At 59.1% G+C, this 20,532-nt stretch carries 26 protein-coding genes and 1 tRNA gene; 10 read left to right on the top strand and 17 right to left on the bottom strand.

The annotated features are described in order from the left end of the window. Positions 1-8: 8 nt before the first annotated feature. The 7 genes from hscB to trmJ form a co-directional block, all read right to left on the bottom strand. Positions 9-530 carry a co-chaperone HscB gene (gene hscB / locus AB4P94_RS11765; RefSeq protein ID WP_395610657.1) on the bottom strand — a complete coding sequence of 174 codons (522 nt, stop codon included), beginning with the start codon at positions 528-530 and terminating at the stop codon, positions 9-11. An 8-nt stretch (positions 531-538) separates the two neighbouring features. Beyond that, positions 539-862: an iron-sulfur cluster assembly protein IscA gene (gene iscA / locus AB4P94_RS11760; RefSeq protein ID WP_003175963.1), complete on the bottom strand. Its 324-nt coding sequence runs from the start codon at positions 860-862 to the stop codon at positions 539-541. 28 nt (positions 863-890) lie between these two features. After that, positions 891-1,277 carry a Fe-S cluster assembly scaffold IscU gene (gene iscU, locus AB4P94_RS11755; RefSeq protein ID WP_028617851.1) on the bottom strand — a complete coding sequence of 129 codons (387 nt, stop codon included), beginning with the start codon at positions 1,275-1,277 and terminating at the stop codon, positions 891-893. A 99-nt stretch (positions 1,278-1,376) separates the two neighbouring features. Next, positions 1,377-2,591, bottom strand: a complete 1,215-nt coding sequence (locus AB4P94_RS11750) for an IscS subfamily cysteine desulfurase (protein ID WP_395610656.1) — start codon at positions 2,589-2,591, stop codon at positions 1,377-1,379. Positions 2,592-2,641: 50 nt separating this feature from the next. Further along, positions 2,642-3,133 carry a Fe-S cluster assembly transcriptional regulator IscR gene (iscR, locus tag AB4P94_RS11745; RefSeq protein ID WP_003194020.1) on the bottom strand — a complete coding sequence of 164 codons (492 nt, stop codon included), beginning with the start codon at positions 3,131-3,133 and terminating at the stop codon, positions 2,642-2,644. 299 nt (positions 3,134-3,432) lie between these two features. Further along, positions 3,433-4,218: a serine O-acetyltransferase gene (cysE, locus tag AB4P94_RS11740; protein ID WP_395610655.1), complete on the bottom strand. Its 786-nt coding sequence runs from the start codon at positions 4,216-4,218 to the stop codon at positions 3,433-3,435. Between the two features lie 2 nt (positions 4,219-4,220). Continuing rightward, entirely contained in the window at positions 4,221-4,991 is a 771-nt protein-coding gene (gene trmJ, locus AB4P94_RS11735) for a tRNA (cytosine(32)/uridine(32)-2'-O)-methyltransferase TrmJ (protein ID WP_395610654.1), read from the bottom strand. 145 nt (positions 4,992-5,136) lie between these two features. On the opposite strand from trmJ, the gene suhB reads away from it, so the two are divergent. Continuing rightward, positions 5,137-5,952, top strand: a complete 816-nt coding sequence (gene suhB / locus AB4P94_RS11730) for an inositol-phosphate phosphatase (RefSeq protein WP_003175971.1) — start codon at positions 5,137-5,139, stop codon at positions 5,950-5,952. Positions 5,953-6,157: 205 nt separating this feature from the next. On the opposite strand, the gene AB4P94_RS11725 is transcribed toward suhB, so the two are convergent. The 6 genes from AB4P94_RS11725 to queA form a co-directional block, all read right to left on the bottom strand. Next, positions 6,158-6,700, bottom strand: coding sequence for a glycine zipper 2TM domain-containing protein (locus AB4P94_RS11725; RefSeq protein WP_017135941.1), 543 nt, complete (start codon positions 6,698-6,700; stop codon positions 6,158-6,160). Between the two features lie 123 nt (positions 6,701-6,823). Next, positions 6,824-7,738, bottom strand: a complete 915-nt coding sequence (gene secF / locus AB4P94_RS11720; protein ID WP_395610653.1) for a protein translocase subunit SecF — start codon at positions 7,736-7,738, stop codon at positions 6,824-6,826. Positions 7,739-7,747: 9 nt separating this feature from the next. Then, positions 7,748-9,616, bottom strand: coding sequence for a protein translocase subunit SecD (secD, locus tag AB4P94_RS11715; RefSeq protein ID WP_395610652.1), 1,869 nt, complete (start codon positions 9,614-9,616; stop codon positions 7,748-7,750). Positions 9,617-9,678: 62 nt separating this feature from the next. Beyond that, positions 9,679-10,017, bottom strand: a complete 339-nt coding sequence (gene yajC / locus AB4P94_RS11710; RefSeq protein WP_003175975.1) for a preprotein translocase subunit YajC — start codon at positions 10,015-10,017, stop codon at positions 9,679-9,681. Positions 10,018-10,060: 43 nt separating this feature from the next. Next, positions 10,061-11,176 carry a tRNA guanosine(34) transglycosylase Tgt gene (gene tgt, locus AB4P94_RS11705; RefSeq protein WP_276197995.1) on the bottom strand — a complete coding sequence of 372 codons (1,116 nt, stop codon included), beginning with the start codon at positions 11,174-11,176 and terminating at the stop codon, positions 10,061-10,063. A 5-nt stretch (positions 11,177-11,181) separates the two neighbouring features. Beyond that, the gene (gene queA, locus AB4P94_RS11700) at positions 11,182-12,231 is read right to left on the bottom strand and encodes a tRNA preQ1(34) S-adenosylmethionine ribosyltransferase-isomerase QueA (RefSeq protein ID WP_395610651.1); all 1,050 of its coding nucleotides are present in this window, start codon (positions 12,229-12,231) and stop codon (positions 11,182-11,184) included. A 108-nt stretch (positions 12,232-12,339) separates the two neighbouring features. Between queA and AB4P94_RS11695 the strand changes: the two genes are divergently transcribed. Together AB4P94_RS11695 and AB4P94_RS11690 are read left to right on the top strand one after the other, a co-directional pair. Continuing rightward, a tRNA-Leu gene (locus AB4P94_RS11695) sits at positions 12,340-12,424 on the top strand. A gap of 94 nt (positions 12,425-12,518) precedes the next feature. Then, on the top strand, positions 12,519-12,848 hold the full coding sequence (locus tag AB4P94_RS11690) for a hypothetical protein (RefSeq protein WP_395610650.1): 330 nt from the start codon (positions 12,519-12,521) through the stop codon (positions 12,846-12,848). Here the strand turns inward: AB4P94_RS11690 and AB4P94_RS11685 are convergent. Beyond that, positions 12,798-13,484, bottom strand: a complete 687-nt coding sequence (locus tag AB4P94_RS11685) for a LysE/ArgO family amino acid transporter (protein WP_395610649.1) — start codon at positions 13,482-13,484, stop codon at positions 12,798-12,800. The genes AB4P94_RS11690 and AB4P94_RS11685 overlap by 51 nt on opposite strands. A gap of 95 nt (positions 13,485-13,579) precedes the next feature. On the opposite strand from AB4P94_RS11685, the gene AB4P94_RS11680 reads away from it, so the two are divergent. Further along, entirely contained in the window at positions 13,580-14,272 is a 693-nt protein-coding gene (locus tag AB4P94_RS11680; protein WP_395610648.1) for an NBR1-Ig-like domain-containing protein, read from the top strand. A gap of 2 nt (positions 14,273-14,274) precedes the next feature. Here the strand turns inward: AB4P94_RS11680 and AB4P94_RS11675 are convergent, their stop codons facing one another. Continuing rightward, a complete protein-coding gene (locus AB4P94_RS11675) occupies positions 14,275-14,910 on the bottom strand; it encodes a LysE family translocator (RefSeq protein ID WP_395610647.1) in 636 nt (211 codons plus the stop codon). A gap of 108 nt (positions 14,911-15,018) precedes the next feature. On the opposite strand from AB4P94_RS11675, the gene AB4P94_RS11670 reads away from it, so the two are divergent. The 4 genes from AB4P94_RS11670 to AB4P94_RS11655 all read left to right on the top strand — a co-directional run bounded on the left by AB4P94_RS11670 (position 15,019) and on the right by AB4P94_RS11655 (position 17,556). Next, positions 15,019-15,390 carry a PH domain-containing protein gene (locus tag AB4P94_RS11670; protein ID WP_395610646.1) on the top strand — a complete coding sequence of 124 codons (372 nt, stop codon included), beginning with the start codon at positions 15,019-15,021 and terminating at the stop codon, positions 15,388-15,390. 212 nt (positions 15,391-15,602) lie between these two features. After that, entirely contained in the window at positions 15,603-16,766 is a 1,164-nt protein-coding gene (locus AB4P94_RS11665; RefSeq protein ID WP_395610645.1) for an S-type pyocin domain-containing protein, read from the top strand. 15 nt (positions 16,767-16,781) lie between these two features. Beyond that, positions 16,782-17,069 carry a colicin E3-like toxin immunity protein gene (locus AB4P94_RS11660; RefSeq protein WP_395610644.1) on the top strand — a complete coding sequence of 96 codons (288 nt, stop codon included), beginning with the start codon at positions 16,782-16,784 and terminating at the stop codon, positions 17,067-17,069. A 4-nt stretch (positions 17,070-17,073) separates the two neighbouring features. Beyond that, positions 17,074-17,556: a hypothetical protein gene (locus AB4P94_RS11655; RefSeq protein WP_395610643.1), complete on the top strand. Its 483-nt coding sequence runs from the start codon at positions 17,074-17,076 to the stop codon at positions 17,554-17,556. Here AB4P94_RS11655 and AB4P94_RS11650 read toward each other — a convergent pair. Both AB4P94_RS11650 and AB4P94_RS11645 read right to left on the bottom strand, forming a co-directional pair. Next, positions 17,513-18,895, bottom strand: coding sequence for an ATP-binding protein (locus tag AB4P94_RS11650; protein ID WP_395610642.1), 1,383 nt, complete (start codon positions 18,893-18,895; stop codon positions 17,513-17,515). The two genes, AB4P94_RS11655 and AB4P94_RS11650, sit on opposite strands and share 44 nt — an antisense overlap. After that, the gene (locus tag AB4P94_RS11645) at positions 18,892-19,554 is read right to left on the bottom strand and encodes a response regulator (RefSeq protein ID WP_395610641.1); all 663 of its coding nucleotides are present in this window, start codon (positions 19,552-19,554) and stop codon (positions 18,892-18,894) included. The genes AB4P94_RS11650 and AB4P94_RS11645 overlap by 4 nt, the downstream gene beginning before the upstream one ends. Before the next feature lie 146 nt (positions 19,555-19,700). Between AB4P94_RS11645 and AB4P94_RS11640 the strand changes: the two genes are divergently transcribed. Together AB4P94_RS11640 and AB4P94_RS11635 are read left to right on the top strand one after the other, a co-directional pair. Beyond that, positions 19,701-19,967 (top strand): PepSY domain-containing protein, encoded by a 267-nt coding sequence (locus AB4P94_RS11640; RefSeq protein ID WP_395610640.1) that lies wholly within the window; start codon positions 19,701-19,703, stop codon positions 19,965-19,967. Further along, positions 19,967-20,512, top strand: coding sequence for a cytochrome b/b6 domain-containing protein (locus AB4P94_RS11635; protein WP_395610639.1), 546 nt, complete (start codon positions 19,967-19,969; stop codon positions 20,510-20,512). Before AB4P94_RS11640 ends, AB4P94_RS11635 begins: the two co-directional genes overlap by 1 nt. The last annotated feature ends 20 nt before the right edge of the window (positions 20,513-20,532 follow it).

Genomic DNA, 20,532 nt, shown 5'->3' with positions numbered 1-20,532 from the left:
ACACGGGGTTAATCGTCGAGGCGCTCTTCTAGCTGGCGCACTTCGTAGGTGAGCTTGTCGAGGAACTGCATGCGCCGCATCAGGCGCTCGGCCTGTTCACGTTGCGCCGCATCATCCCAACAGGCTGCGAAGCTTTCGTTGAGCTCATCCTGGGCCACTTTCAGACGGCGCTTGAAGACTGCGACACCCGCCACATCGGCCTCGTCCTGCAACTCTTCGAGTTCCTCGCGCCACTGCATTTGCTGCATCAGGAAGTCCGGGTCGTGCACCGTGACTTCCATCGGCAACTCGCCGCCTTTCATTGCGAGCAGGTAACGCGCGCGTTTGGGCGGGTTTTTCAGCGTCTGATAGGCTTCGTTGAGGCTGGCTGATCGCTCCAGCGCCACACGCTGCTCACGCTCGGAAGCGTCAGCAAAACGGTCCGGATGCACCCCACGCGCCAATTCTCGATAGCGCGTGGCGAGTTGCTCAAGGTCCAGCCGAAAGCTCGGCTGCAGCTCGAATAAAGCGAAATGACAAGGAGTACCCACGAATAGCCTCAGATGTTGAAGCTTTCGCCGCAGCCACATTCACCGCGCACGTTGGGGTTGTTGAACTTGAAACCTTCGTTCAACCCTTCCTTGACGAAATCGAGCTCGGTGCCGTCCAGGTAGGTCAGGCTTTTAGGGTCGATGATCACTTTCTCGCCGTGACTTTCGAACACCTGGTCTTCCGCAACCACCTCGTCGACAAACTCCAGCACGTAGGCAAGGCCGGAACAGCCCGTGGTGCGAACACCCAGACGAATCCCCTCACCTTTGCCGCGCCCATTCAGGGAGCGGCGAATGTGCTGCGCTGCCGCTTCTGTCATGCTGATAGCCATCGTTGACTCCTTACTCGTCGCCAAATGCTTAGATCAAGCCTTTCTTCTGCTTGTAGTCGCGAACGGCCGCCTTGATGGCGTCTTCCGCGAGTACCGAGCAGTGGATTTTCACTGGCGGCAGGGCCAGTTCTTCGGCCAGCTGGGTGTTGCTGATAGTCACAGCCTCATCCAGGGTCTTGCCTTTCATCCATTCGGTCGCCAGGGAGCTCGAGGCGATGGCCGAACCGCAGCCATAGGTCTTGAACTTGGCGTCTTCAATAACGCCAGCGTCGTTGACCTTGATCTGCAGGCGCATCACATCGCCGCACGCCGGAGCGCCGACCATGCCGGTGCCGACATCCGGGTCTTCCGCGTCCATCTTGCCGACGTTACGCGGGTTTTCGTAGTGGTCAATGACCTTTTCGCTGTAAGCCATGGTACTGAATCCTCACTCATCAGGGCCGCTCTGGAACCCTGTAGACACGCCTGCGTTTTCCGCCACGTGCCTACAGAGCTGGGGTGGCGGCTTCTATAGTTAGTGTGCCGCCCACTCGATCTTGGAAATATCGACACCGTCTTTGTACATGTCCCACAGCGGCGACAGAACGCGCAGCTTGTTGACCGCTTCGCAGACTTTCTGCGCGGCGTAATCGACTTGCTCTTCGGTGGTGAAGCGGCCGAACGTAAAGCGGATCGAGCTGTGTGCCAGTTCGTCGTTGCGGCCCAGGGCGCGCAGAACGTACGACGGCTCAAGGGAAGCCGAGGTGCAGGCCGAACCGGACGAAACCGCCAGGTCCTTGAGTGCCATGATCAGCGACTCGCCTTCGACATAGTTGAAGCTCAAATTCAGGTTGTGCGGTACACGGGCAGTCATGCTGCCGTTGATGTACAGCTCTTCGAGGCCTTCGACCTGCTTGTAGAAGCGATCGCTCAGGGCCTTGATGCGCACGTTTTCCGCAGCCATGTCTTCCTTGGCTACGCGGAAGGCTTCGCCCATGCCCACGATCTGGTGGGTCGCCAGGGTGCCCGAACGCATGCCGCGCTCGTGACCGCCACCGTGCATGGTGGCTTCGATGCGCACACGCGGCTTGCGGCTCACGTACAGGGCGCCGATGCCTTTAGGGCCGTAGGTCTTGTGGGCAGAGAACGACATCAGGTCGACTTTCAGCTTCGACAGGTCGATATCGACCTTGCCGGTGGACTGAGCAGCGTCGACATGCAGCAGGATGCCCTTGGAACGGGTCAGTTCGCCGATGGCTGCGATGTCATTGATGGTGCCGATTTCGTTGTTTACGTGGATCACGGAAACCAGAATGGTGTCTTCACGCAGGGCCGCTTCAATCATGGCCGGGGTGACGATACCGTCGGTGGTTGGCTCGAGGTAGGTGACCTCAAAACCTTCACGCTCCAGTTGGCGCATGGTGTCGAGGACAGCCTTGTGCTCAATCTTGGTGGTGATCAGGTGCTTGCCTTTGCTCGCATAGAAATGCGCCGCGCCCTTGATTGCCAGGTTGTCGGACTCGGTGGCACCGGAGGTCCAGACGATTTCACGCGGGTCGGCGCCCACCAGGTCAGCCACCTGGCGACGCGCGTTCTCGACCGCTTCCTCGGCTTTCCAGCCGAATACGTGGGAGCGGGAGGCCGGGTTGCCGAAGTTTCCGTCAACCAGCAGGCATTCGCTCATCTTTTGCGCGACACGCGGATCAACCGGGGTGGTCGCAGAGTAATCAAGGTAAATCGGCAATTTCATGGACTTTCTCCTAAATCAGGCTGGCTGGCGTGCCGTTAGCTCTTCGGCTGTCACTCGACGGCGGACGCTTCAATCTTGTCCAGACGCGGCGCCTTGGTGTTGCAACGGCGCTGGTCCTGACGCTGGGCTACTTCTTGCACCTCACGGCGAGTCACAAGATCAGCCAAGCTGATACCACTCAAAAACTCATGGATCTGCAGGCTCAAGTCACACCACAGGTGGTGTGTCAGGCAGGTGTCGCCGGCATGGCAGTCACCCAGACCCTGGCATTTGGTGGCATCGACGGATTCGTTGACCGCATCGATCACCTGAGCGACCTGGATGCCCTGCATGTCGCGGGACAACTGATAGCCGCCACCCGGCCCACGCACGCTGGACACCAGGTTGCTGCGGCGCAATTTGGCGAACAGTTGCTCGAGGTAGGACAGGGAAATGCCTTGGCGCTCGGAGATATCGGCCAGGGACACCGGCCCAGTTTGCGCGTGCAAAGCCAGATCCAGCATGGCGGTCACCGCGTATCGGCCTTTTGTAGTCAGTCTCATGGACAAGTACCAAGGTGTTTCAGAATGGGAGCAAGTATGCGATTCCCGAGTATTTAAGTCAACTATAAGACCTAGTACTTTAGTCAGGATTACCCGTAAAAAGGGCGCGCGAATCATAGCAGGATGGGGTGGGGACGAACAGCGGGAACCGGGCCAATGCCCGATCTCAAGACCAATGGAGACCAAATGTGGGAGCTGGCTTGCCTGCGATAGCGGTGGATCAGCAGCTCAAGGGTGGCTGGCAGACCGCTATCGCAGGCAAGCCAGCTCCCACAGGAGACTTTTGTCGACCTTAAGATCTAGCCAGCCTTGGTGGCGGCGGCTTCGTCCTTGATCTCGGCGAAGTCTTCTTCGCGCAGCTCAGGCAGATCTTTCGCACAGTAAGGGCTGCCCAGGTCTTTCAGCGCGCCGCACATACCGTCCAGCTTGCCATCCACCGCTTGCAGATGATCGAGCAGTTGACCAATGGCGCGCGCCACCGGGTCGGGCATGTCCTCACTGACGCCATAGGCATCAAAACCAATCTTCTCGGCCATGGCCTTGCGCTTGGCTTCTTGCTCGTCGCCAGCTTCAGGCTTGACGATGATGCGCCCCGGAATACCGACGACAGTCGCACCAGGCGGTACAGCCTTGGTCACGACCGCGTTGGAACCGACCTTGGCACCCGCACCGACCGTGAACGGCCCCAACACCTTGGCACCCGCCCCTACCACGACGCCATCACCGAGTGTCGGATGGCGCTTGCCCTTGTTCCAGCTAGTACCGCCCAGGGTCACACCTTGATAAAGGGTCACGTCGTCGCCGATTTCAGCGGTCTCACCGATGACAATGCCCATACCATGATCGATAAAGAAGCGACGCCCCACCTTGGCCCCCGGGTGAATCTCGATCCCGGTCAGCCAGCGACCAAAGTTAGACACCAACCGCGCCAGCCACTTCCAGCCCATGCCCCACAAGGCGCCGGACAGGCGGTGAATCCAGATCGCGTGCATGCCCGGGTAGCAGGTCAGCACTTCAAAGGCGTTGCGCGCCGCCGGGTCACGGTGGAAAACACTCTGGATATCTTCTCGCAAACGCTCGAACATTTTTAATCCTTCCGCTTAAGAAGCTCACCACGGGCTGCTTTTTGGGTTTCCGTGAGGATGCCACGCAATATATTCATTTCCGCCCGGCTGACCGAGCTGCGCCCGTACAGGCGACGCAGGCGCGCCATCAAGTGCCGTGGCTTTTCAGGATCGAGGAACTCAATGGCCACGAGGGTTTGCTCCAGGTGCTCATAGAACCGCTCCAGCTCGTCCATGGTGGCCAACTCGCCACTTTTGGTCGAGGCAACCTCGTCCTTTTCCACCTTGCTCGGCTGACCTTGTGCCGCCAGCCAAGCCATGCGCACTTCATAACTCAACACCTGCACCGCCGCACCGAGGTTCAGCGAGCTGAACTCGGGGTCTGATGGAATGTGCACGTGGTAATGACATCGCTGCAGCTCTTCATTGGTCAGGCCGGAATCTTCACGACCAAATACCAAGGCTATTTCGGCGCCGCCAGCCGCTTCCTCCACGACTTTGGTACCGCATTCACGCGGGTCCAGCAGTGGCCAGGGGATGCGACGGTCACGGGCGCTGGTGCCAAGCACCAGATTGCAGCCGACCAAGGCATCTTCCAAAGTGGCGACGACCTGAGCTTTTTCAAGCAAGTCATTGGCGCCGGACGCACGGGCATCAGCCTCGTGGTGCGGGAACACGCGCGGGTCGACCAGCACCAGACGCGTCAATCCCATGTTTTTCATGGCTCGCGCCACCCCGCCGATGTTGCCGGGGTGACTGGTATTGACCAAGACGACACGAATGTTTTGCAGCAAGGGAGGCGCTCTCGGACACGGGAAAGGGGAGCAAATCTTACAGAACAGCCTAAGGTTATGCCATGAAAGCTAACGTCGTCCTTCACCTGAAGAAAGTTTCTGCTAGAATGCTCGGCTTTCTTTAACAACCTTAGGTGACACATCCATGCAGCCCATGCTGAATATCGCGCTGCGCGCCGCCCGCAGCGCCAGTGAATTGATCTTCCGCTCCATCGAGCGCCTGGATACCATCAAGGTCGACGAAAAAGACGCCAAGGATTACGTATCCGAGGTGGATCGCGCCGCCGAACAGAAAATCATCGACGCTCTGCGCAAGGCCTACCCTACCCACGGCATCCTCGGTGAAGAAACCGGTTTGCACAAAGGCAGCGGCGAAGGCGAAGACTACCTGTGGATCATCGACCCGCTGGACGGCACCACCAACTTCCTGCGCGGTATCCCGCATTTTGCCGTGAGCATCGCCTGCAAATACCGTGGCCGCCTGGAACACGCTGTTGTTCTCGACCCGGTTCGTCAGGAAGAATTCACCGCCAGCCGTGGCCGTGGCGCCCAACTGAATGGCCGTCGCCTGCGCGTCAGCGGTCGCACCAGCCTCGACGGCGCCCTGCTGGGCACCGGCTTCCCGTTCCGTGACGACCAGATGGACAACCTGGAAAACTACCTGGGCATGTTCCGCGCCCTGGTTGGCCAGACCGCCGGCATCCGCCGCGCTGGCGCGGCAAGCCTGGACCTGGCTTACGTTGCAGCCGGCCGGTTTGACGCTTTCTGGGAGTCGGGCCTGTCCGAGTGGGACATGGCTGCAGGTGCGCTGCTGATTCAAGAAGCGGGCGGCTTGGTGAGCGACTTCACCGGCGGTCACGACTTCCTTGAAAAAGGCCACGTGGTTGCCGGTAACACCAAATGCTTTAAAGCAGTACTGACGGCTATCCAGCCGCACCTGCCGGCTTCGCTGAAGCGCTAAGCGAGCGAGCACAAAAAAGCACCCCTGGGGGTGCTTTTTTTATGCCTGGATTTTGGGGAGAACCCAGTTCCAACTGACCTGAGCAGAATCCAATGTGGGAGCTGGCTTGCCTGCGATAGCATCACTGTGGTCTTACAGGAAAGACCGAGGTGTCTGCATCGCAGGCAAGCCAGCTCCCACACTTGCATCGATTCCTGGCCTGAAATTATTGCTGGTTCTGACCCAGAATCAAACGGCCTTCCTTATCGACTGGAATCTGGCCACCCGGGTCACGATCCATGCGCACCGAACCTTCCTTACCGTCCAGGTTGTAGCGCACGTCATAGCCGACAACCTTGTCACTGATGTCGTTGACGGTGCTGCAACGCTGCTGGGTCGTGGTGTAGGTATCGCGGTTCTGCATGCCTTCCTGAACCTTGTTACCGGCATAACCACCACCGACTGCGCCAGCGACGGTGGCCAGTTTCTTGCCATTACCACCACCGACCTGGTTGCCCAACAGGCCACCTGCCAACGCACCGACCACGGTGCCGACGATTTGATGTTGATCCTGCACCGGCTTCTGCCGGGTTACGGTGACGTCCTTGCAGACCTCACGCGGGGTTTTTATCTGGGTTTTCACCGGCTGCACTGCCAGCACTTGCGCATACTCAGGGCCGCTTTTTACCAGGCTGTAGGTGGCAACAGCACCCCCGGCAGTCACACCGACAGCACCCAATACCGCACCAACCAGTAACGACTTGTTCACGTGAACCTCCTGACCATCACAAGCGGACTGAAACGTCCGCGCTATACCCAGCCTTGGAGCAAAAAAAAAGGCGCGAGTTCAATACTCGCGCCTTCTTTGTAACAGCAGATCAACAAACACCCATCAAGGGCGGTCGTCGACCTCCTTGCCGGTGGCGGCAGGAGGGATCAAGTCTTCGCTGTTGAGGTTCAGCCAGATCAGCACCACGTTGGCGATGTAGATCGACGAGTAGGTACCCGCCAGAACGCCGATGAACAGCGCCAGGGAGAAGCCCCACAGGTTGTCGCCACCGAAGATCATCAGGGCTGCAATCGCCAGCAAGGTGGAGATCGACGTCGCCATGGTCCGCAGCAGGGTCTGGGTGGTGGAGACGTTGATGTTCTCGATCAACGAAGCCTTGCGCAGCACACGGAAGTTCTCGCGAACCCGGTCGAATACCACGATGGTGTCGTTGAGGGAGTAACCAATGATCGCCAGCACCGCCGCCAACACCGTCAGGTCGAAGGTGATCTGGAAGTACGCCAGGATACCCACGGTCACGATCACGTCGTGGATCAGCGAGACGATAGCGCCAACACCGAACTTCCACTGAAAGCGGAACGCCAGGTAGATCATGATGCCGACCAGCGCCATCAGCATGCCGAGGCCGCCCTGGTCGCGCAGTTCTTCACCCACTTGCGGGCCCACGAACTCGACGCGCTTGACCGACGCAGGGTTGTCACCGCCAACCTTCTGCAAAGCCTCGGCGACCTGGTGACCCAGTTGCGGGTCTTCGCCCGGCATACGCACCAGCAGGTCGGTCGTTGCACCAAAGCTCTGCACGATGGCTTCGTGGTAGCCGGCCTTGACCAGCTCGCCGCGCACCAGGGTGACGTCGGCTGGCTTCTGGTAGGTCAGCTCGATGAGCGTACCGCCGGTGAAGTCCAGACCGTAGTTCAGGCCCTTATGGAACCAGCTGAACAACGCCAGAACGGTAAGGAGCATGGTGAAGCCGAACGCAACGTTGCGAACGCCCATGAAGTTGATTGTACGTAACATGGCAGCCCCTTAAATCCACAACTTCTTGAAGTCACGCCCGCCAAAGATCAGGTTGACCATTGCGCGGGTCACCATGATGGCCGTGAACATCGAGGTAAAGATACCGAGGGACATGGTCACCGCAAAACCTTTGACTGGGCCTGTGCCCATGGCAAAGAGAATCCCGCCGACCAACAGAGTGGTCAGGTTGGAGTCGAGAATCGCGGTAAATGCCCGGCCGAAGCCTTCGTTGATTGCACGCTGTACAGTCATGCCCGCCGCGATCTCTTCACGAATCCGCGAGAAGATCAGCACGTTGGCGTCTACCGCCATACCCATGGTCAGTACGATACCGGCAATACCTGGCAGGGTCAGCGTAGCGCCCAGCAGCGACATCAGCGCCAGCAGCATGACCATGTTGCCCGCCAGGGCCACGGTGGCGATGATACCGAAGAAGCGGTAGATGGCGATGATGAACAGCGACACGAACAGCATGCCCCACAAGGCTGCATCGATACCTTTGGTGATGTTGTCGGCACCCAGGCTCGGGCCAATGGTACGTTCTTCAGCGAAGTACATCGGCGCCGCCAGGCCACCGGCACGCAACAGCAGCGCCAGTTCGGACGACTCGCCCTGGCCGTTCAGACCAGTGATGCGGAATTGAGCACCCAGCGGCGACTGAATGGTCGCCAGGCTGATGATCTTCTTCTCTTCCTTGAAGGTCTGCACCGGCACGTCTTTCTCGACGCCATCAACCACTTGCTTGGTGTAAGTGGTAACAGGGCGCTGTTCGATGAAGATCACCGCCATGCTGCGACCGACGTTGCTGCGCGTGGCGCGGCTCATCAGTTCGCCGCCGTGACCATCCAGACGGATGTTCACTTCAGGGGTACCGTGCTCGCCGAAACCGGCTTTGGCGTCAGTTACCTGGTCACCGGTGATGATCAAGCCACGCTCGATCAGCGCTGGAGGACGGTTGCCTTCACGGAACTCAAACTCTTCGGAAGTGGCACGGGTAGCACCCGGCTCGGCCGCCAGACGGAATTCCAGGTTGGCGGTTTTACCCAGGATACGCTTGGCTTCAGCAGTGTCCTGTACACCCGGCAGTTCAACCACGATGCGGTTTGCACCTTGGCGCTGAACGATCGGCTCGGCCACACCCAGTTCGTTGACGCGGTTACGTACCGTGGTCAAGTTCTGCTTGATGGAGTATTCGCGGATTTCCGCGATCTTGGCCGGGCTCATCGCCAGACGCAGTACAGCCTGGCCATTCAGGTCAGCCGGTACGATGTCGAAATCATTGAAATTCTTGCGGATCAGGGCACGGGCCTGTTCGCGTGAAGCTTCGTCAGAGAAGCCCAGCTGGATGGCACCGTTGAGCTGCGGCAGGCTGCGATAACGCAACTTCTCTTTGCGCAGCAGGCTCTTCACGTCGCCTTCGTAGACTTTCAGGCGTGCGTCGAGGGCTTTGTCCATGTCGACTTCCAGCAGGAAGTGCACACCACCGGACAAGTCCAGACCCAGCTTCATCGGGTGCGCGCCAATGCTGCGCAGCCATTTTGGCGTGGTCTGTGCCAGGTTGAGCGCGACAACGTAGTCGTCACCCATGGCCTTGCGCACGACATCTTTGGCCGGCAATTGGTCTTCTGCCTTGGTCAGGCGCAACAAGCCGCCCTTCGCGTCAGCCGCCAACGTTGCCGCTTTAACCTGGATACCCGCGTCGGTGAGCGCTTTGCTCGCGCGCTCCAGGTCAGCCTGATTGACTTGCAGCGAAGTGCTGGCGCCAGTGATCTGGATCGCAGGGTCATCAGGATAGAGATTGGGAGCGGAATAAATAAAACCGATCGCCAGCACCGCCAGGATCAGTACGTATTTCCACAGAGGGTATTTGTTCAGCATCACGCCGCCCGCTTATAACGCGGGGCGCCTTGCGCGCCCCGTCGATTGGTAAAGGTTGTTACTCAGATCGCTTTGAGCGTGCCTTTTGGCAGCGTGGCGGCGATGGCGCCCTTCTGGAACTTCATTTCTACGGTGTCGGAGACTTCCAGAACCACGAAAGCGTCGGAAACCTTGGTGATCTTGCCGGCGATGCCGCCAGTGGTCACAACTTCGTCGCCTTTTTGCAGGCTGCCCAGCAGGTTTTTCTGCTCTTTGGCGCGCTTGGCCTGTGGACGCCAGATCATCAGGTAGAAGATGACCAGGAAGCCGACCAGGAAAATCCACTCGAAACCACCGCCCATTGGGCCGGCAGCGGCAGGCGCAGCGGCGTCAGCCATGGCATTAGAGATAAAAAAGCTCATTTAGCACTCCAGTTGCAAATAGTGAATCTTAGGGTCGGAAAACTCAGTCCAAGGGCGGCACAGGGAGCCCGCGCTTGGCATAGAAGGCATCGACGAAGGCGGCCAATGTACCCTGTTGAATAGCCTCGCGCAAACCAGCCATCAGGACTTGGTAGTGGCGCAAATTGTGGATGGTATTCAACATGCTACCCAGCATTTCCCCGCACTTGTCCAGATGGTGCAGATAAGCACGCGAGAAGTTCTGGCAGGTGTAGCAGTCACAGGTGGGATCCAGCGGCGAATCATCATGGCGATGAAACGCGTTACGGATCTTCAGCACGCCTGTATCGATGAACAGATGCCCATTGCGGGCATTACGGGTTGGCATCACGCAATCGAACATGTCCACCCCGCGGCGCACACCCTCTACGAGATCTTCGGGTTTGCCAACGCCCATAAGGTAACGAGGTTTGTCAGCCGGCATCAGGCCCGGCAGGTAATCCAACACCTTGATCATCTCGTGCTTGGGCTCGCCTACCGACAAACCGCCGATGGCCAGGCCGTCAAAGCCGATCTTGTCGAGGCCTTCCAGCGAGCGTTTGCGCAGGCTTTCGTGCATGCCGCCCTGGACGATACCGAACAGCGCCGCCGTGTTGTCGCCGTGCGCATTCTTCGAGCGCTGGGCCCAACGCAACGACAACTCCATGGAAACGCGCGCCACGTCTTCGTCAGCCGGGTACGGCGTGCACTCGTCGAAAATCATCACGATGTCGGAGCCGAGGTCACGCTGCACCTGCATCGACTCTTCCGGGCCCATGAACACTTTGGAACCGTCCACCGGCGAGGCGAAGGTCACGCCCTCTTCCTTGATCTTGCGCATGGCGCCCAGGCTGAACACCTGGAAACCACCGGAGTCCGTCAGGATCGGGCCCTGCCACTTCATGAAGTCATGCAGGTCGCCGTGCTTCTTGATCACTTCCGTGCCCGGGCGCAGCCACAGGTGGAAGGTGTTGCCGAGAATGATCTCGGCGCCGGTGGCGACGATGTCGCGCGGCATCATGCCTTTAACGGTGCCGTAGGTGCCGACCGGCATGAAGGCCGGGGTCTCGACGGTGCCACGTGGGAAGGTCAAACGGCCGCGGCGAGCTTTACCATCCGTGGCCAGCAATTCAAACGACATACGACTCATGATTGTTCCTCAGGGCCGCGCGGCGCCGGGTTACGGGTGATAAACATCGCATCACCGTAGCTGAAAAAACGGTACTCGTTGGCGATGGCGGCTTGATAAGCGGCCATGGTTTCCGGGTAACCGGCAAAGGCCGACACCAGCATCAACAGCGTGGATTCCGGCAAATGGAAGTTGGTCACCAGGCAATCGACCACATGGAACGGCCGGCCCGGAAAAATAAAGATATCGGTGTCGCCACTGAACGGCTTGAGCACGCCATCGCGCGCCGCACTCTCCAGCGAACGCACGCTGGTGGTGCCCACCGCGACCACCCGACCGCCGCGCGCCTTGCACGCCGCCACTGCATCCACCACTTCCTGGCTGACTTCCAGCCACTCGCTGTGCATATGGTGGTCTTCGATGTTATCCACACGCACCGGCTGAAACGTGCCGGCCCCCACGTGCAGGGTCACATAGGCGCTTTCGACGCCCTTGGCGGCAATCGCATCCAGCAGCGGCTGGTCGAAATGCAGCCCGGCGGTTGGCGCGGCCACGGCACCGAGGCGCTGGGAGTAAACGGTTTGATAGCGCTCGCGGTCCGAGTCTTCGTCGGGGCGGTCTATATAAGGAGGCAGCGGCATATGGCCGACGCGCTCCAACAACGGCAACACTTCCTCGGCGAACTTGAGTTCGAACAGCGCATCATGGCGCGCGACCATCTCGGCCTCGCCACCGCCATCGATGAGGATGTTCGAACCCGGTTTCGGCGACTTGCTGGAGCGCACATGGGCCAGCACGCGATGACTGTCCAGCACCCGCTCGACCAGAATTTCCAGCTTGCCGCCGGACGCTTTCTGGCCAAACAGCCGTGCCGGAATCACCCGGGTATTGTTGAACACCATCAGATCGCCCGGGCGCAAATGCTCAAGCAAATCAGTGAATTGACGGTGTGCGAGGGCACCGCTCACCCCGTCCAGGGTCAGCAGTCGACTGGCGCGACGCTCGGCCAAAGGGTGGCGAGCGATCAGCGAATCAGGGAGCTCAAAAGTAAAGTCAGCAACGCGCATGATGGGGTTCGTCTAGCAGGGCCGGGAAGTCTAGCGGAAATAGTGAAAATAGACCATGAAACGTGATTGACCAACGGTAATCTCATCTCTATACTTCGCCGCCATTGAGCCCTGATGGCGGAATTGGTAGACGCGGCGGATTCAAAATCCGTTTTCGAAAGGAGTGGGAGTTCGAGTCTCCCTCGGGGCACCATCTTAAAAAAAGACCTTGAAATTCAAGGTCTTTTTTTTCGCCTGCAGAAAAGTGAGACTGCGCAGGCGAACGCAGAAACTGAGGAGCCGGGACCATGGAATTGACGCTGGAAGCTGTTGCGCTTTTTGCTCTCAAGCTGGTGCATGAGACCGAAGGCGCGAGCCCGATTCTGCGGGATGATTTGGTGATGGATGGGTATGAGCGGGAGGTGTTTGGGTTGTTGGTGCGTCAGGGGGATTTGGTTGGGATTCAGGGGAAGCTGGATGAGTGCATCTCCCAGGCATTGAACGCGCTAGGAGGTGCCGACACGGTGCTGGGCCGTGAACTGCTCAAACTGTCCATCGAAGTACAGCAGGCGCATAGCCTTGAAGCACTAAGCGCTCCATTGACCCACCTTCAGGACTACCTGAAAGATATCCAGTGAGTCGGTGATCAGCATTCCCGCCAGATAAACCATCAACACCGCCACGCCCGCGTCCAGCCATCGCCAGACGACGGGCGAACGAAACAGCCCCGTCAATCGCTGGCAACCCAGCGCCAGAAACACAAACCACACCAATGATGCCGTCATCGCGCCTGTCGCGAATAGCGCTTGTTGGCCCGAGGGTTTGGCTGCGCCGATAGAGCCGATCAGCACAACGGTATCGAGCCAGGCGTAGGGGTTGGCGAAACCGAGAACCACCGCCGTGCGCAACAGCCCTCGCTGCGAGTTACCGCCTCGAGTGTCCGGTATGGATTGGTTACGGATGCAGGCGAGCAAGCGTTGGCTACCGAACCACAGCAGATAAGCCGCGCTGGCTACCAGCATCACTGCCATCACCTCTGGCCAACTTTCCAGCAGCGAACCTAGTCCTGTCACGCCAAAAGCGATCAGCAGGACATCGGCCAACACGCAGATAGCGACTACGCCCCAGATGGGACCGCGGCTGACAGCTTGGCGGATGACCAAGGTGTCTTTTGGGCCTGGGGCAATAAAAAGCCCGAGGCCAAGCATCAACCCCTCAATGAAGTAAGGCGTCATGGCGACCTTTCGAATTTGATGTAAAGGAATGAAACACACGCCAGAATCGCAACGGCCAGCGCGGCGTGTAGTGTGCATACCTCACTAAACGCAGCGGCGAGCAGGTTGTCTTTTTTGGCGTACAAAGGTGGGGCATGACTATCAGAACGCGAGACGCCCTAAGGGCGCTGATTACCCGACGCAGCCGAGAACTGGGAAAATCCATGACCACCTTGGCCAAGGAAGCTGGTATTTCCCGAACCTACCTGTACGGATTGGCAGGTGGCGCCTCACAAGATCCCTCTGTACGCACCCTGATCAAACTGGCCAAAGCGCTCCAAGTCTCTCCACTATTACTCTTCCGCTACTTCGCTGACCTGGACGGCGCACCAGCCGACGCCCATGCAATGGCCACCACCAACCGCGCTATCAACCTGCGCGATCCCAGCGACATCGCCGTATTCAATGCAGACGTCACCACACCCGACCAAACCGTCGTACTGCCCGGCGAAATCTTTCAGAAAACCTGGGAGCTCCAGAACCTCGGCACCCGCCCTTGGCGCGAGCGAAAGCTGGTACGGCTAGACGGCGAATACGTCATCGCCCGCCGCAGCGACTCGGGCGCGCCATTGGAAGTGGTGATGGACACGCACCTGCGCAGCCTGAGTACCGAAATCCCCATCGCCGAAACCCTGCCCGGCCAGCCAGTGCACATTACCGTAGAATTTGCCGCGCCGAAGGAAACCTGCACCGTCACATCAATCTGGCGGATCGAGGACGAACAAGGTCAACCCTGCTACGACCCCGCCTTCATCCTGCACGTGATCGTCAACGTCATGGCGCGCTGACCTTAGCGCCGCCCTTCCACCGCCATCCGCACCGCCAGCCCCATCAACACCGACCCCATCAGCCAGCGCTGCACCACCTGCCATTTCGACCGGGTGACGAAGAACACCGCGATGGAGCCCGCCATGAGGGCAATCACCGCGTTGACGCTCACGCTGATTGCGATCTGCGTGAAGCCCAATATCAACGATTGCGTCAGCACACTGCCATGGCCGTTCGGGTCGATGAACTGCGGCAGCAACGACAAATACATCACCGCCACCTTGGGGTTCAGCAGGTTGGTCACAAAGCCCATCATGAACAGCTTGCGCGGGCTGTCCTGGGGTAAATCCCGCACTTGAAACGGCGAACGCCCACCCGGTTTGAGCGCCTGCCACGCCAGATAAATCAGATACAACGCCCCGCCGATTCGCAGCGCGTCGTAGGCAAAAGGCACCGCCATTACCAACGCAGTGATCCCTAACGCCGCACACAGCATGTAAACCACAAACCCCAGCGCCACGCCGCCCAGCGAAATCAAACCCGCCGTGCGCCCCTGGCAGATTGAGCGCGAAATGAGGTAAATCATGTTCGGGCCGGGCGTGAGCACCATGCCGAGGGAGATCAGGCCGTAGGCAAGCAAGCTGGACAGTTCGGGCATGGAAGGTGCTCCTGATTTGTTGTGCAGATGGCCATGGTAGGGTGTTGAAAAGCAGGCCGTTAGATACAGATTCACCCGCAAAACGGCATACACCCAAGAGGCAGGCCCATGATCGACTTCAACAACAAAGGCTTCTTCAAGCTCAAGCAAAACAACGAATACGCCGAACGCGTCTCGGCCCTGCTGCTGGACGGCGAAGAAGTGATCGACGCCTACAAAGCCATGCGCGACGGCGTGGTCTTCACCACCAAACGCATCATCGCCGTCAACGTGCAGGGGATTACCGGCAGCAAGAAAGACTTCACCTCGTTGCCTTACAAAAATATCGTGGCGTATTCGGTGGAAACGTCCGGCACGTTTGACCTGGACTCGGAGCTGGAGATTTACTTTTCGTCACTGGGCAAAGTGAAGTTCGAATTCACCGGCAAGACCTCAATCGTCGAAATTTCCCGGGTCATTTCCAGGCACCTGCTGAGCTGATCAGCAGGCAAAAAAAAGACCTTGGCGTCCCAAGGTCTCTTTCACTGCCAAGGCTGATTCAACGGATATATACCCTCCAATGTGGGAGCTGAGTTTGGAGATCGCCAGGAATTAGACGCCTTTTCCCACACCCACCATCGAACAACCCCGACATCAGTTTCCAATCCGCCTTCGTACGCTCACTCCCCCCAGCACAAGGAAGTGAGCCGGTCATGTCAGAACGCTTTTACCCTCACACCGAAGAAGAAAAGCTCAAGCGCCGAATCCTGAGCCGGCAACCGCCGCGTGCGCCCTATTCACCGCCGATCAATCCATTCACGCCCACACCCGGGCCAAAACCTGCGCCCGCCAAACTTCCTGGTTGCACTTTCACCAAACCCTGCCAACTGCCCGACGGCATCATTCACTACACCAACCCCACCGGTTACGTACCGCTGGAGCTGATCAAGGACTACGGCCATTTCAGCCTGTTAGGTGGGCGCGAGGTGGATAGCGAGGGCGCGATCGCTCTGCGCAAGATCAGTGGCAGCGCTCTGCCCGTTGGCTTGGGGCAGTTGGCATTGCGTACGGCGGTCGTGGAGTCGGCAGCCACCGCTGCTGGCACAGTCGCCGGGGGGTTGCTGACGGGTTTGGTGGCGCTGGTCTGGCCCTCAGAGTTGGGCGACAGCGCGCTCTACAGCGAGGAGCAATTGCGTTCGATGCAACGGGCGCGGTCGCAGATGCGGTTGCATGTGGAGCAGCGTGAGGACGGCACGCTGAAGGGGTATGGGTTTTACACGGGCAACCATGCCGATTGGCAAATGATTGATGTGGTGCAGTTCCAACGCCGTGGCGATCAGTTTGTGGCGGATTTGGGTGAGGGCGCGGAGCTGATCTGGACGCCAGCGGTTGATCCGGGGGACACCCTGGGTATTCCGGCTTTGGAGGCAGCGCCGCAAGCGCCGGTGATGTGGATTTACCCGCCGACGGAGAAGGCGGCGCAGATTCTGGTGAACCCGGTTTATCCGCCGGAGTATCGGGATTTTATTCTGGTGTTCCCGGTGGAGTCGGGGGTTCGGTCGCTGTATGTGGTGGTTAATGAGCCTCGGAAAGGCATGAGGAATCCGGATCATGATTACTTTCCGGCGCCAAAAGCCGAAGACATAACCGGCTTCCCAGGCTTGATTCTCCAAAGGCCGGTGACACCCAGACAAGGCGGGGCTGGCCTACGTGAGCGTTGGATAGATGCAAAAAGGAGAAAGCTTTTTGAATGGGACGCCAAGAAAGGCGAGCTGGAAGTGTATCGAAACAGCGATTTGGAACACCTTGGCGCATTTGATCCCTATACCGCCGAACGTCGCGGACCTGCCGACCCAAAACGCCGAATTTACAGATAAAGAGGAACGCGAAAGATGACCATGAAAATCAGATTGCGCTGGTACGAAAAACACAGCAATGACTTAAAAGCGGATGAGTACTCACCAGATATCGACGACGCAGACAGTTCTTTTGAAGCACTGGGCTTGAGCAATGAGACCGCAATATATGCCGACGTTTTCAATGTACTCCCGGGTTGGATAGCAATCCTCCAACCCCATTTCCAGCACGTAATAGCGCCCAGCCTTTACGACTATCAAATTTCCTTTCGCTACCAAGGCGCCTGGCCACCACCATCCAAACAACCCAAAAAGGAGTCCTGATGCAATGAGGCCCACAATCAAAAAGCCCCTCCTCTACCGCTCGGTCAACACCCGAACCCACGGTGTGCGCCATGGCAGCTGTTTCGCTTATCGCTATGAACGGCACACCAAAGGTGAAAAGAACTCACTGGCCACCCGCGGCTCAATGCACAGCCACCAACGACACGGTTTTGACTACACGCCGCTATTCCGATTCCTCCTGGCCAAAGTTGGTCAGCCGTGGGACCAGGTGTTCAGCGAAGCCAACGCCCGCCTTGATCGCCCGGAGCCCGTATTCTGGATGGTTGCGCTGCATGAATGCGATAAGAAGGAATATGTGGGGACAGATGAATCCGCCTATTTCAGCGGCTTATGGGTCGACGAAACAGGTCTGCTGCAAAAGGTAAACCCTCAACTGACGCCCGAACAGATGAAGCCGTTTTGCAACTGCTGCACCCACACCTTCAACGGTGTGGTTTTTCCGATGGTTCCACCGCGCACGCCGTGAAGCTCAACCGCGCACACAACCCACCCCGCTCCAAATTCCCCAACCTCAATCTGCATCCAATCTTCCCCACAATCATCTCCACTATCGCCAATCCCAACCCCGCCCCATTGGCATTCCCCCGGCTATAAAACCGCTCGAACAACCGCTCCATTTCCACTTCATCAATCCCCGGCCCTTGGTCCTCCACACTCAAACAGTCCGCGCCCATCACCACCCTCACCTCTCCCCCCACCGGTGAAAAATTCAGCGCGTTCGTCACCAGATTTTGCAACGCAATCGCCAACGCCACCGGTTCTGTCTCCACCCAACATTCCTCCTCGCCTTCCAGCACCAACTCCACGCCTTTCTCCATCGCCAGCGGCGTCAACTCGGCCAACTCCTCGCGCACTAATTCCGTCAGTTGCACCCGCTTGCGTACCGGGTTGCTCAGGTGCGGTTCAATCCGCGCCATGGTCAGCAACTGGCTGCCTATCCGCGTGGCGCGGTCTACGCCGTTCACCAGAAAGTCCAGGGCTTCGCGCCGCTGTTCTTCGGTCGCGGCGCTTTGGGCGTTTTGCGCGTGGATTCTCAAGATCGCCAGCGGCGTGCGCAGTTCGTGGGCGGCGTCGGCGATGAAGCGGCGTTCGCGTTCCAGCAGGTCATCCATCTGCACCAGCAACCGGTTGATCGCGGTTTGCATCGGTTCCAGGTCGGTGGGCAGTGGCTTGAGGTGCAGCGGTTGCAGGGTGTCGGTGTTGCGGCCACGGATGGACAGGACCATGGCGCGCAGGGGTGTGAGGCCCCAGCCGATGGTCAGCCAGATCAATAGGGCCAGCAGCGGCACGCCGATCAGGCTGGGCCAGAGGGTGTGGCGCACGATGCGTTCGATGAGGTCCTGGCGGATGTCGTCGCGCTCGCCCACCCAGATCAACAGCCCCTGTTGCGGGTCGGCCAACAAAAAAGCGCACCAGTCATTGCCGCTGTCCATCAGGTCGTGGGAACCGAGGGTGGTGGGCGGCGCGGCGAGCACCGGGGCTTCGGCAGAGCGCATCAGTAGCTGACCGTCATTGCGCCATACCTGAAAGGTCAGGCGGGTTTCATACGGGTGGGCCACACCCTCCTCGCCGACGCGGCTCATGGCCTGGTCGAACGCCTCATATAACCGCGACCAATCCGCGTCACCGGGGTCGCGCTGGCGCAGCACGCCTTGCAACAGGCGGGCGCTTTGGGCGAGTTGGGCGTCGTAGACTTCTTCGATTTCGTGGTGGCTGTCGCGCAGCACCAGCCAGCTGATGAGGGCGTCGCCGAGCAGGATCAGCACCAACACGGGGATGAGGATGCGCGCACGAACCGAGTTCATGGTTCAAGCACCAGCACGTAGCCGACGCCGCGCACGGTACGGATCAGCTCGGTGGATAACTTCTTGCGCAGGTTATGGATCAACACCTCCAACGTGTTGCTCTCCACCCGGTCTTGCCAGCCATACAACGCACGGGACAGCCGCTCGCGAGTCACCACTTTGCCCGGGCGCACCATCAGTTGGTGCAGCAGTTGGTATTCCATGGGGGTGACGACGATGTCTTCCTCTTGATAGCGCACTTGCTGGGTGGCCGGGTCGAGGCTGATGCCGGCGTGTTCGAGCATCGGTTGCGCGCGGCCCTGGCTGCGGCGCAACAGGGCGCGCACGCGGGCTTTGAGTTCTTCGACGTCGAAGGGTTTGATCAGGTAATCATCGGCCCCCGCGTCAAGGCCAGCGATGCGCGCGGCGGTGCCGTCGCGGGCGGTGAGGATCAGCACCGGCAAGTCGTGTTGCCCGGCGCGCAGTTGCTGCAACAGGTCGAGGCCGTCGAGGCGTGGCAGGCCGAGATCGAGCAGGAGCAAGTCGAAACTTTCGGTGCGCAGGGCGTGCAAGGCGCTGAGGCCATCTTGCAACCAATCCAGCGTGTAGCCTTCGGCGCCCAATGCCACGCGAATGCCTTGGCCGAGGGCGCGGTCATCTTCGACGAGGAGTAGGCGCATGAAGAATTCTCTATGGGAAACGGCGGAATCATGCCGGTTCTATCAGGGGCCATTCCGGGAAAGATGTTACGGCGCATTGCCAACTAAGGTTGCGCTAAGGTTGGTTTTGCACTGTGAAATCTCCCACCTCTGCTGAGAGCTTTTCCATGCGCAAAATTCTCCTGTTGTCTCTGCTTATCGTCAGCCCAATGGCCCTGGCCGGCCCGCAGTGCACCACCGCCGAGCGCTCGCAGTGGCAAGACGAAAAAGCCTTCCAGGACAAGCTCAAGGCCGACGGCTACACGATCAGCAAGTTCAAGGTCACCGACGGCAACTGCTACGAGATCTACGGCTTCGACAAAGACAAGCGCAAGGTCGAGATCTACCACGACCCGGTCACCGGCAAAGCCGTGAAGACCGAGATCAAGGGCTGATGCCAGGCAACTCCCTGCGCCTGTGGGACCCGCTGGTGAGGCTGTTTCACTTGTCGATCGCCGGGGTCTTTGTCGCCAATTACTTCTTTAACGAAGCCGGCGACGACTGGCATGTCTGGCTGGGTTACTACGCCATGGCCTGGCTGCTGCTACGCACGATGTGGGGATTTGTCGGGCCGCGTAGCGCGCGCTGGGTGGACTTTTGGCCTACACCGGCGCGGCTCAAGGCCCACGTGCGTTCGTTGCTCAATCGTACGCCGCAGCATCGCCTGGGCCATTCCCCTCTGGGTGCGCTGGTGATGCTGTTGATGTTGTCGGCGCTGCTGACCCTTGGCATCAGTGGCTTCCTGATGCAGGAAGTCGACGCCTTGTGGGGCGCAGATTGGCCACTGCAACTCCATGCAAACGCCGCCAATACGCTGCTCGGTCTGGTCTGCGTACATGTGTTGGCAGCGCTGTTTGAAAGTATTCAGGTCAAGGACAACCTGCCGTTATCCATGCTCACCGGTCGCAGGAAGCGCCTGCCGGATGAACGTGCGCAGTAATCCTTTTCCCGGACAGGTTC

The organism is Pseudomonas sp. B22129 (genome assembly GCF_044218875.1).
In the GTDB taxonomy this organism is placed as follows: domain Bacteria; phylum Pseudomonadota; class Gammaproteobacteria; order Pseudomonadales; family Pseudomonadaceae; genus Aquipseudomonas.
This window is presented reverse-complemented; position numbering and strand designations above follow the sequence as displayed.

Coding starts and splice junctions, on each gene's coding strand:
- yajC (WP_003175975.1), bottom strand. CDS start 10,017: ATGAGCTTTTTTATCTCTAATGCCATGGCTGACGCCGCTGCGCCTGCC.
- tgt (WP_276197995.1), bottom strand. CDS start 11,176: ATGTCGTTTGAATTGCTGGCCACGGATGGTAAAGCTCGCCGCGGCCGT.
- AB4P94_RS11640 (WP_395610640.1), top strand. CDS start 19,701: ATGCGCAAAATTCTCCTGTTGTCTCTGCTTATCGTCAGCCCAATGGCC.
- AB4P94_RS11660 (WP_395610644.1), top strand. CDS start 16,782: ATGACCATGAAAATCAGATTGCGCTGGTACGAAAAACACAGCAATGAC.
- AB4P94_RS11750 (WP_395610656.1), bottom strand. CDS start 2,591: ATGAAATTGCCGATTTACCTTGATTACTCTGCGACCACCCCGGTTGAT.
- iscA (WP_003175963.1), bottom strand. CDS start 862: ATGGCTATCAGCATGACAGAAGCGGCAGCGCAGCACATTCGCCGCTCC.
- AB4P94_RS11690 (WP_395610650.1), top strand. CDS start 12,519: ATGGAATTGACGCTGGAAGCTGTTGCGCTTTTTGCTCTCAAGCTGGTG.
- AB4P94_RS11655 (WP_395610643.1), top strand. CDS start 17,074: ATGAGGCCCACAATCAAAAAGCCCCTCCTCTACCGCTCGGTCAACACC.
- queA (WP_395610651.1), bottom strand. CDS start 12,231: ATGCGCGTTGCTGACTTTACTTTTGAGCTCCCTGATTCGCTGATCGCT.
- AB4P94_RS11675 (WP_395610647.1), bottom strand. CDS start 14,910: ATGCCCGAACTGTCCAGCTTGCTTGCCTACGGCCTGATCTCCCTCGGC.
- secF (WP_395610653.1), bottom strand. CDS start 7,738: ATGTTACGTACAATCAACTTCATGGGCGTTCGCAACGTTGCGTTCGGC.
- AB4P94_RS11635 (WP_395610639.1), top strand. CDS start 19,967: ATGCCAGGCAACTCCCTGCGCCTGTGGGACCCGCTGGTGAGGCTGTTT.
- AB4P94_RS11670 (WP_395610646.1), top strand. CDS start 15,019: ATGATCGACTTCAACAACAAAGGCTTCTTCAAGCTCAAGCAAAACAAC.
- iscU (WP_028617851.1), bottom strand. CDS start 1,277: ATGGCTTACAGCGAAAAGGTCATTGACCACTACGAAAACCCGCGTAAC.
- suhB (WP_003175971.1), top strand. CDS start 5,137: ATGCAGCCCATGCTGAATATCGCGCTGCGCGCCGCCCGCAGCGCCAGT.
- AB4P94_RS11650 (WP_395610642.1), bottom strand. CDS start 18,895: ATGAACTCGGTTCGTGCGCGCATCCTCATCCCCGTGTTGGTGCTGATC.
- iscR (WP_003194020.1), bottom strand. CDS start 3,133: ATGAGACTGACTACAAAAGGCCGATACGCGGTGACCGCCATGCTGGAT.
- cysE (WP_395610655.1), bottom strand. CDS start 4,218: ATGTTCGAGCGTTTGCGAGAAGATATCCAGAGTGTTTTCCACCGTGAC.
- AB4P94_RS11645 (WP_395610641.1), bottom strand. CDS start 19,554: ATGCGCCTACTCCTCGTCGAAGATGACCGCGCCCTCGGCCAAGGCATT.
- AB4P94_RS11680 (WP_395610648.1), top strand. CDS start 13,580: ATGACTATCAGAACGCGAGACGCCCTAAGGGCGCTGATTACCCGACGC.
- AB4P94_RS11665 (WP_395610645.1), top strand. CDS start 15,603: ATGTCAGAACGCTTTTACCCTCACACCGAAGAAGAAAAGCTCAAGCGC.
- secD (WP_395610652.1), bottom strand. CDS start 9,616: ATGCTGAACAAATACCCTCTGTGGAAATACGTACTGATCCTGGCGGTG.